Origin of the sequence: Okeania sp. SIO2F4 (assembly GCF_010672385.1) — a bacterium.
GTDB lineage: Bacteria > Cyanobacteriota > Cyanobacteriia > Cyanobacteriales > Microcoleaceae > Trichodesmium.
Map to the genome: position 1 here is coordinate 1 of NZ_JAAHGT010000270.1, position 10691 is coordinate 10691.

The 10691-nt window shown below is 34.8% G+C and carries 5 protein-coding genes; 4 read left to right on the forward strand and 1 reads right to left on the reverse strand.

Annotated elements, in window-relative coordinates:
- Positions 1 to 1012 precede the first annotated feature (1012 nt).
- The 4 genes from ftsY to argH all read left to right on the forward strand — a co-directional run bounded on the left by ftsY (position 1013) and on the right by argH (position 8893).
- Positions 1013 to 2680: a signal recognition particle-docking protein FtsY gene (ftsY, locus tag F6K22_RS17915; RefSeq protein ID WP_293100554.1), complete on the forward strand. Its 1668-nt coding sequence runs from the start codon at positions 1013 to 1015 to the stop codon at positions 2678 to 2680.
- A 2576-nt stretch (positions 2681 to 5256) separates the two neighbouring features.
- Positions 5257 to 6681: a PP2C family protein-serine/threonine phosphatase gene (locus F6K22_RS17920; protein ID WP_293100557.1), complete on the forward strand. Its 1425-nt coding sequence runs from the start codon at positions 5257 to 5259 to the stop codon at positions 6679 to 6681.
- Positions 6682 to 7015: 334 nt separating this feature from the next.
- Positions 7016 to 7255 (forward strand): hypothetical protein, encoded by a 240-nt coding sequence (locus F6K22_RS17925; protein ID WP_293100560.1) that lies wholly within the window; start codon positions 7016 to 7018, stop codon positions 7253 to 7255.
- Between the two features lie 249 nt (positions 7256 to 7504).
- Positions 7505 to 8893: an argininosuccinate lyase gene (gene argH, locus F6K22_RS17930; protein WP_293100563.1), complete on the forward strand. Its 1389-nt coding sequence runs from the start codon at positions 7505 to 7507 to the stop codon at positions 8891 to 8893.
- A 100-nt stretch (positions 8894 to 8993) separates the two neighbouring features.
- On the opposite strand, the gene F6K22_RS17935 is transcribed toward argH, so the two are convergent.
- On the reverse strand, positions 8994 to 9173 hold the full coding sequence (locus tag F6K22_RS17935; RefSeq protein WP_293100567.1) for a hypothetical protein: 180 nt from the start codon (positions 9171 to 9173) through the stop codon (positions 8994 to 8996).
- Positions 9174 to 10691: the final 1518 nt, after the last annotated feature.

Genomic DNA, 10691 nt, shown 5'->3' on the forward strand with positions numbered 1-10691 from the left:
TTTGACTAGGACAGGAATTAGAAAACAAGACCAGAGGTAGTTGTGAGAAACTATAGCGTTATAGTTTATGTTCAGTTGAGTTTCAATTTCAGGGGTCATATCTCAAACTCATGCATTTAAAAGTTACATTTGACTAGTGGTCTGTCAAGATTGATTTGAGAGATAAGCTATTAAATTTTCTCCGTTGTCTACTTTCCTCCCTTGTCTTCCTTGCCTTGTCTGAACCCATCATTTGAAAATTGACAAACCACTAGGACAGGAATTAGAAAACAAGACCAGAGGTAGTTGTGAAAAACTATAGCGCTATAGTATGTGTGAATTTGAGGGGTCATATCTCAAACTCATGCATTTAAAAGTTAGATTTGACTGGGGCAAGAATTAGATAAAAAGACCAGAGGTAGTTGTGAGAAACTATAACGCTATAGTTTATGTTCAGTTGGGTTTCAATTTCAGGGGTCATATCTCAAACTCATGCATTTAAAAGTTAGATTTGACTGAGGCAAGAATTAGATAAAAAGACCAGAGGTAGTTGTGAGAAACTATAACGCTATAGTTTATGTTCAGTTGGGTTTCAATTTCAGGGGTCATATCTCAAACTCATGCATTTAAAAGTTAGATTTGACTGGGGCAAGAATTAGATAAAAAGACCAGAGGTAGTTGTGAAAAACTATAGCGCTATAGTATTTGTTCAGTTGAGTAATAAAAAGTGTGGAAGTCATAAGTGCAAACCCGTTAATTTATCAATGAGGTAATACTTTTGACTTCCGTGAAGTTGTTGAATGTGTTAGGAAATTCACAAATTTTCTCATATAGGTAGCACCAAATCACTGTAGCCAATAAATTCCCAAACGATTCTTGTCTAATAACTCCTGTAAGCTAATCCGAAGCCTCCTCTACCTAGTTCCTTGACTTCAAAATTAAATTTATTTATAACCAGGTACTTAATTATGCTATGGCTGAACATAATTCAGTATAAGATAGACTATTTAAAATAGTAATATCTAAAATAAATATGGTTTTTAATTGGTTCCGTCGTAAGTATAATGACAGTTCAGACAAAACTTCAAAGGAAAAACCTGAACCTGACAAAGAAAAAGTAGAAGCAGCAGTTGAATCACAAGAAAAATCAGCGGAGGAGTCCACAGAAAGTACAGAGGATTATTTGAGTTGGGCAAAAGCAGCTTACAAGAATATTCAAGAACAGAAAAAAACTCAAGTCGTATCTCAAACCGCTACAGATGCAGTTGAAACAGAGGAAAAGCTAGAAACTCAAACGCCTACAACAACAGCAAAAGTTGAGCCAAGCACAAGGATACCAGAGCAGTTCAAAACTGAAGAACAAGAAGATATTGCAGTAGAAAAAACAGAATCTACATCCACAGATACTCAAGCCGAACCAATTCCAATTGTAGAGGAAACTGCCCCTAGGGAAATAAAATCCCCAGAATTAGAAATTCCGGTAGAGTCAGATTCAGTGGTAGAGGAAAATACTCCAGTAACTCAAGCATCTGAAGAGTTACCTTTCTGGGCTAGAGCTGCTGCAGAAAGACAAGCAAGAGTAGAACGTCTCAAAGAAACTGCCATAGAAGAACCAGAACCAGAAATTCTCCAACAGACAACTGTAGATTCTGAAACAGAAGAAATAGACCCCCTAATTCTCGATGAAGCATTTCTCTGGTCAGCAGAAGTTTTAGCGGCTCAAGGTCGTCGCCCAGATCGAGTTTCTGCTGAAGAAATTTCTTGGCTGAAGAAACTACGACAAGGATTGGATAGAACTCGACGCAACTTGCTCAACCAATTGAGGGCAATTGTAGGTCAAGGACCTCTCAATCAAGATGCGGTAATGGAAATAGAGTCAATTTTACTACAAGCTGATGTTGGAGTAGAGGCAACTGATTATATCATAGAAACGCTACAAAATAAATTGCGCGAAGAAGCTTTACCTCCAAAAGAGGCGATCGCTTATTTGAAAAAAATCTTACGAGATATTCTGGATGAGCCATTCAAGGATTCGGAAATAGCTAGTCCTGCATATAACTTAACTTTTGTCCCAGAAAAGGAGACCTTAAATATTTGGCTCTTGAATGGTGTAAATGGAGCTGGTAAGACCACAACTATCGGTAAAATTGCTCATTTAGCTACCAAGTCAGACTACAGATGTTTAATTGCCGCAGCAGATACATTTCGAGCTGCGGCAGTACAACAATTGACAATCTGGGGACAACGGAGTGAAGTAGAGGTAATTGCTAATCCTGGTAAAAATACCGATCCAGCAGCCATAGTTTTTGATGCTATAGTAGCAGCTCAAACCAGAAATACAGAATTACTACTGGTAGATACAGCCGGAAGACTACAAAACAAGAAAAATTTGATGGATGAACTGAATAAAATTCATCGCATAGTGGAGAAAAAAGCACCAGATGCAGTGGTAGAATCCCTACTGGTCTTGGATGCTACACTTGGTCAAAATGGTTTACGGCAAGCAGAAGTATTTGCCAAAGCTGCTAAACTGAGCGGGGTAGTATTGACAAAACTCGATGGAACTGCTAGAGGTGGTGTTGCACTTGCTGTTGTAAAGCAATTAGGTTTGCCTATTCGCTTTATTGGAGTGGGAGAAAGTATAGAAGACCTTCGTCCATTTTCTAGTTATGAGTTCGTTGAAGCTCTTCTAAGTGGTTAAAGATTCATTGCTTTTACCATTGAGAATGAGCAACCGTATCAAAGTAGCATTTGTGAAAAAAATCTATGTTTTTGTGGGTTAGAGTATTTAGAGTGGGTAGCATCAGAGTATTTTCATCTTTCAGGAGAAGTTAGGAATTTTTTGCTTGGTCAGCAGACCAGGCAATTAAAGTATTTGTCATTGTTTTTGAAATTATAGGAAACAGAGACAATTTCCAGGAGAAATTAGGAATTTTTTGCTTGGTCAGCAGACCAGGCAATTAAAGTATTTGTCATTGTTTTTGAAATTATAGGAAACAGAGACAATTAAACCAAATATTGATATTACTTTCACTAGCTAGGTTTATAGCTATTTGGATAACTAAATTAGCTATAAAGTAGTATCTAGAATGGGAAGTCGATAAAATTCCATCTAGGAAAAGTGCTGAATATCATATGAGGTTAAATTACTATTAGCTTGATTAGCTAAAATCATTTTTATCAGGTGATTATAGATATGCAATTAGGCATATTTGATTTATCTGGTAATTTAACTCTAATGACTGTTTTAGCTTGAACTGAAATTTTCTAGGGAAATAGAGTCTAGGAAAAGTCAAATCTTGAATGTAAAATCACACAAAATGCTTAGACCTAAATCTCAGGAAAATCAGTAATACTATGCCTAAAAAAAGAATGTGACAAAGTAAGCATTTCCGTACCGGAATGCTCCGCTTTTCAGCTATTAGCGGTCAGCATTGAGCAAGAAAAATGAAAGAGGAGGCACATTTTTGATGGATATCTAAAAATTAGCTGATTTCCTGTTAGCAATAGATTTGAATTTTAGCTCAATCTCTTAATAAGTAGTCGTGCTTTGAGGAATTTCCTAGTTGAGAGAGGGAACAGGGAATAGGGAATAGGGAACAGGGAACAGGGAGTCAATAAAATGTGTAATTAATTTTGCATAGGAACTTACCGAATAATTAATAATTAATAGTTAATAATTAATAATTAATAATTAAGAGTTGGTAGTCAATTAATTATTCATTCAACAATTCACGCCTTGAAGCCTCCCCTTGGATAGGGGATAAATCAAAAATTTTCCTTTTAGTCAATCCCCTTTTTAAAAGAAGGGCTAATTATTAATTATTAATTGTTCATTGTTAATTGCTGAATGATTCTTTGTCAGGAAGTGATGATACTAAATCCAGTTATTATAGGCTAGTTACCTAAATTTCCTAATCTTCTTTAGATTAAGACTTTGACTTTTTTTTGAAGATAACCTTAGTCCAGAATATTTGGTATCAAACTGATAGGTTAAGTCTGAATACTTACGTTACAAATAACTAATATAGCAATTCCCAAAGTTATGAGGTACAGTTGTTTTTCTTCTTTTCTACTCCCTGTTCCCAGTTAAGTGTTCCCTCAAACCTAAAATTTTGTACCTTACCAGTATGGGAATTGCTATAGGATGGTGGGAAACTGAATTCATAGTTCTAGAAAATGAATATTTGCTGACTAACTAAAACCTACTAATTAGGGTTTGCTGAAAAAGTATTTATTGGTCTTTGTAGTGGTCAGTAGTCAGGAGAAATGGTGGATTACAGAAGATTTAGTCGGAGCAATTGTCCCTCAATTTTTCCACTGTTGTTTGCTCACCCATCCTTAACTTTTTGAGCTATTGATAGCCAAAAGGTGGCACTTTTAGAGCACACGCAACGGCAAGTTCGTTTATTTATCAATGGTTTGAGATTTAATCAGCAAGCCCTAATTAACATTTAGTACCTAATATCTAAAATTGATTTGTGGCAATCATTTATTATGCCTGGTATAAGCCAAGTCAAAAATGAATAATTGAAATTGGATTTTATCTAAATAAAATTGCCAAAAATACTCTTGCTAAAAAACTCAGAAAATATTAAGTTTATTGGTCTAATTATTAGAAGTAAAAAAATAAATATAGAGGTAATGAAATGAATAAGATAAAGTATTTTTATTTCTTCCCAACTATCTCTAATATTACCTGTTACCTAAATATAGAAAAGTTTTGTATCTCAGCAATTTGAGAAACTTTATATTGAAACTGTAAACCTATAGCGTTTCTCAAGCTAATCAGGTATATTTGTTTTTATTCTTTTCTATTCCCTGTTTCTGTGATTACTACTCCCTAAAAATTACGAATGACGAGACCTCAAGGTTTTGGGGAATTGCTATAAATTTACTTCCAAACTTACCCGGAAAATATCGTACCTAACTGCATAGATAAAAATTAGTAAATATAAGGATCAAATTATTATCTAAAGAAACTTCAAATCAAAAAAAAACTTAAGCAGAAAAACAACTCATAAATTATCACCTAAAACTATAGTTAATTACCAAGTCATGTACAAAACTCATGAGCAGAGCTGCCCCACATCTTCCAACTTGCAGCCAAAAAAATTGCAACTAACAAAGCTAATAACTATAAAATAGCTCCAATCAAAATTATTAACGAAGCAGCAACCGAGGAAAGCAAGAAATGCCATAATTTCAAAGAATGAAATAACATAAACTATCAAGCATCAATAAACTTTAATCAATCAACCTATCAAGAAAAAATCTATGACTGTAGTGCCTGTGTATCGAAACTCCCCTGAACCCACTGACCATATTGCCAGTGGCAATCCCTCACCAATAAAGTCTGTATATGCTCTTCAAGAAATGGTGGCCCGTTTACATAAGGACCAACAAAATGTTAATGACTTATTAAGTTCTCTAGGCTTTGCCTTGCGTAGCTTCAATAATCTAAATCAGTTTCTAGAATTAATTCCACTAATGGGCTGTCGAGTAACCGATGCAGATGGTGGGGCATTAGTATTATTTAAGCCCAATGGACAAGTTAGATTCCAACAACTACACTGCCAAGAAGGCCAACAATGTCAAGATATCCGACAAGCATTAGAAATAGCAACTAGTCAATTAATTGCAGAAACAACCTTGCCTGAAGAACTACAGGAAGTCCCTATTCAAACTGCTAGTCTGGACTACCAAGTTAGCAACTATCTAGGAAATGATGTTCAATTATTTGGCACATCAATTCTAGTGAAAAACTCAGAACGAGGTCGTCTATATGTATTTAGTCACGACCCAGAATATGTTTGGACACCAGCAAGACAAAAATTAATTCGTTTAGTAGCAGACCAGACCGCAGTAGCGATCGCCAACGACGAACTATCTGCTTCCTTACGGGAAAAAGAACGTTTGGACCGAGAGCTAGAAATAGGAGCAGAAATTCAACTGCGACTATTACCACCAGAATGTCCAGAAATTCCTGGTATTGCTCTTGCTGCTCGTTGTCAAACAGCAAACCGAGTAGGAGGAGACTATTATGACTTTATCCCCTCTAACTACGACCAGGTGAATTCCAAGTACAAAAAACAGGAACCCTGTAAGTGGAGTATTGTAATTGGAGATGTGATGGGTAAGGGGGTACCTGCTGGTTTAATTATGACAATGACTAGAGGAATGTTAAGAGCGGAGGTATTAAACCGCCACTCACCTGCACGAGTGCTACAACATTTGAACCAAGTTATGTACGCCGATCTGGAAAATTCCCATAGATTTGTAACTTTGTTTTATTCAGAGTACGATCCAGAAACCCGAATTTTGTCTTATAGTAATGCTGCCCACCATCCTCCGATGTTGTGGCAAGCTGCTAATAATTCTATTGTGAATTTGGATACTCTGGGAATGTTAATTGGTTTGGAAGTAGATTCTGAATATAATCAAGCACAAGTACAACTTCATCCAGGAGATACCATCATTTATTATACAGATGGGTTTACAGATGCAGCGAACAAACATGGGGATCGTTATGACGATCTTAAGTTAAGTCAAGCCTTCCAATTTGCGTGTCAAAATTATCAAGAACCACAAGAAATATTAGATTATCTATTTGAGGAGGTTAAACAATTTGTGGGAGAAGGAAATCATAATCCAGATGATATGACTCTAGTGGTAATGAGAGTAAAACTTAATAATGGATAATGGATAATGGATAATTGATAATTGATAATTAGGGTTGGCTGAATAATTCTTTTGGTCAGGGTAGGAGTCGTAAAGTCGAAAAGTGAATCGCTTTTACAGGAGAAATGAGAATTATAATTATAGAGTAGGTGGTCAGAAGAATTATAGCTTGTGATTTTTCTGCTATAGTCAACCTAAAATACTAAATTTTTGAATATAAGCGACCTAAAAACTCACACTTTTTGATACCTAAAAATAGTGCAACCTTATATTTATAAACACTTTAATAGTTAATCGGCAAACTCTAATTAAATTGCTATAAAATACTTTTATTAACTTGGGATTAAGAATATAAATGCTAGAGCATATAATTACTACAAAATTAGGCTTGAATCTGATTAATAATTACAGTAATTTTTTAAATTTCTTAGAAATGAAAGTATTGTATACTTGGCAACTTTTTGCTCAACAACTTGATGTAGACTTATGGGCAGATGTACAGAAAGCTTGGAACAACTTTATAGAATGTGGTCAGGGATGGGCACTATTAGTTGGTCTGATAATTGGTTGGATGGTTAAAAGTATTTTGCCATAATGTTAAGTATTCAGCTATTAGCTATTAGTTATTAGCTATTAATTAATTGCCTGATAAGCAGGAATTAGTTTCCAAGAAGAATTCAAAGTTTATGTTTGCGCAGCATTCCGCAGGAAAGAATAAAGATCGTTAGCTAACCGAAGTAAAATTATTACTTTAAAAAGCTAAATGCTGAATGCCAATAGCTGAATCCTTACTCATAATTACTCACTATTAAAATTTTATTAGACAGGAAAAAAAATCTGCAAAATGACGCAAGATAAACAAACCTGGAGCCAAAGATTTGAAAAGGCGTTGCATCCTACTATAGCTAGATTTAATGCTAGTATTAGCTTTGATATTGAATTGATTGAGCATGATATTAATGGTTCAATAGCTCATACAAAAATGTTAGCTAAAACAGGTATTATTTCTACAGACGAAGGTGAAAAATTATTGAAGGGTTTAGAACAAATTCGTCAAGAATATCGAGAGGGAAAATTTCATCTGGTTGAAGATGCTGAAGATGTGCACTTTGCTGTAGAAAAAAGACTGACACAAATTACTGGAGATGTAGGGAAAAAACTACATACAGCTAGGTCTAGAAATGACCAAGTAGGAACTGATACTAGACTTTATCTCCGAGAACAAATTGAGCAAATTCAGATTTTATTGAGAAATTTTCAAAAAGTTCTCTTGGAATTAGCAGAGTCTAATATTGAAACTTTAATTCCTGGTTATACTCACTTACAAAGGGCGCAACCTTTGAGTTTAGCTCATCATCTTTTGGCTTATTTTCATAAGGTGGAAAGAGACTGGGAAAGGTTGGGAGATGTTTATCGTCGGGTGAATATTTCTCCCCTTGGTTGTGGTGCTTTAGCAGGTACAACTTTTCCTATTGATAGACACTATACTGCTGAATTATTAAAGTTTGAAAAACCTTATGCTAATAGTTTGGATGGGGTAAGTGACAGAGATTTTGCGATTGAATTTCTCTGTGCATCTAGTATAATTATGGTGCATTTAAGTCGTTTGGCAGAAGAAATAATTTTATGGTCTTCTGAAGAATTTAGGTTTGTTACTTTAACTGATGTTTGTGCCACAGGTTCAAGTATTATGCCTCAAAAGAAAAATCCTGATGTACCAGAATTAGTTAGGGGGAAAACAGGTCGAGTCTTTGGTCATTTACAGGGTATGTTAGTGGTGATGAAGGGTCTGCCACTTGCATATAATAAAGACTTGCAAGAAGATAAAGAAGGTTTATTTGATACTATTAAAACTGTTAAAAGTTGTCTAGAAGCAATGACAATTTTATTGCAAGAAGGTTTGGAATTTAATAGCGATCGCCTCACAGAAGCAGTAGCAGAAGACTTTTCTAATGCTACAGACGTAGCTGATTATTTAGCAGCTCGTGGTGTACCATTTCGAGAAGCTTATAATTTAGTAGGTAAGGTTGTGAAAACTTGTATTTCTGGTGGTAAATTACTCAAAGATTTAACCTTAGAAGAATGGAAAGAATTACATCCAGCATTTGCTTCAGATATTTATGAAGCGATCGCCCCTTACCAAGTAGTATCTGCACGGAATAGTTATGGTGGAACAGGTTTTGCACAAGTAAAAACAGAAATTTCTATTGCCAAGCAGAAATTTATAGTTTAATCATGTCAAAAATCTAGATTTGATTCTCTGATTTTCAAATCTAGATTTTTTATGTCAAAATTCATAGCTAGGAATTTTGAACATTAAAATATACTATTCTCTATTCTTCTACAGCACCAGCACTCTCTTCTGATTGATCGTTACTGTTTTGATTATTACCAGATGCAAACTTAGATGAATATCGCTTCGAGAAAAAACCTGTCTTTTTTTTACGAAACTTCCGTGCGTAAGCCTGATTACGTTGTGCCTTCTCTTTTTTTGGATTGCGGCGTTTAGCCATTATAACCTCACTAATTGACATCCTCCCAAAGCCATAAATGGAGAGCAGCTTCCCAAAAGCTACATTGAGCTGTGACGCAAGCTACTAACCCTATACGGATCTCTTGGACACTGCTGATTTAGCAGTCAAAATGTTATACCACTATATCATTTACTTTCTAAGGAAGCAAGAATTTATTCCAGATTCCCTATATTACAGTAAGTATGTACCCAAACCCACAGCTACCCTATGCTCGTTCTCTCCCCCTGCCATTATAGTACAGGTCTTTTGGGGACATACTTACTGTAGGAAGTAGGATAAGGCATAAAATAGTACCATGTAATTTTAGCACTCTTTAGATTTGGAGTTTAGACTAAATTTTAGAAAGTAGTCAAAAGTGATTAATACTTGAAACGAAACTTATAATTCAATAGCCATAAAGCACTTTTGATGTTTTGGGCAGTCAAAGAGAGTTTGTCTTTTTGATTGAGTTTAGTTGTCCTGCCATCAACCAAACTTTTCAAAAAGTTGTCCAATTAGGAAATAACCTTATAGCGCTGGCTGAAAAGGCTTGACTAGCAAATAGATGTAATGCTTGTAGCAAAAATGTTTTATACCAAATTCATGCATAGGTAGTTACATCTTAAGGATGTGATTTATTACTACAATAAAAAACATATAAATTCCATAAATTATAAAAATCAAACATTTTTTCTTCTTTTTTATTATGTTTTTATTTTACTGAATAGTTCCAGAAAAGTATATAAAAAAACGGAGAATATTTAGCCATTAGGAAATGGTTCAATTTACAATTAACTATCAACTATCAGCCTTCATACTTCAATTTTCATATTATTTACTTGAGTGGTGATAAGCTTGGTTAAAAATCCTCTGCTTGCTAGTTACTTGATGGTTGGAAAGGGAATTTTTCCCTTCTCCTAAATGGTTAAAAAAACTGGCTTATGAGTGCTGAATATTGAGCGCTTTTTAAATATGAAGGTTAAAACTATTCTCAAAAAAATTAAAGCAAGAAACTATAAAGATCGACGCCATTACTGAGAGCAATGTTACAAGTTACTTAAAAAGATATTCGTAACTGGTTGAGCGATTATTTTTACCGACCAACTAAGGTTTAAAGCCTCTCCTTTGAAGGAAAAAAAGCGGTCGTTTAGGTAGCGCACAACTACATTAACGACTGCTCGCGACATGAAAAGCGGAGCTTGGAGTAGGATGGGATGCATCAGAAACCTAGCCATATCTAATCGAGCAACAGAAGAAAAAAAATTCTTTTTAACCAATCCTTCTATTACAGAAGAGGTAATTATTAATTGTTAATTGTTAATTGTTAATTATTAATTATTAATTGAGGAAACCTAGCCATATCCAATCGAGCAAGAGAAGAAAAAAAAATCCTTTTAACCAATCCTTCTATTACAGAAGAGTTCATTAATGGATAATGGATAATTGATAATTGATAATTACAAGAAGGTTAAAACCGTTACACCAATTGAATATAAGGAAATTCAAGAGCACTTTTTT

What these genes read in the sequence shown, in the direction of transcription:
- ftsY (WP_293100554.1), top strand. Translation starts at nt 1,013, where the DNA reads ATGGTTTTTAATTGGTTCCGTCGTAAGTATAATGACAGTTCAGACAAA.
- F6K22_RS17920 (WP_293100557.1), top strand. Translation starts at nt 5,257, where the DNA reads ATGACTGTAGTGCCTGTGTATCGAAACTCCCCTGAACCCACTGACCAT.
- F6K22_RS17925 (WP_293100560.1), top strand. Translation starts at nt 7,016, where the DNA reads ATGCTAGAGCATATAATTACTACAAAATTAGGCTTGAATCTGATTAAT.
- argH (WP_293100563.1), top strand. Translation starts at nt 7,505, where the DNA reads ATGACGCAAGATAAACAAACCTGGAGCCAAAGATTTGAAAAGGCGTTG.
- F6K22_RS17935 (WP_293100567.1), bottom strand. Translation starts at nt 9,173, where the DNA reads ATGGCTAAACGCCGCAATCCAAAAAAAGAGAAGGCACAACGTAATCAG.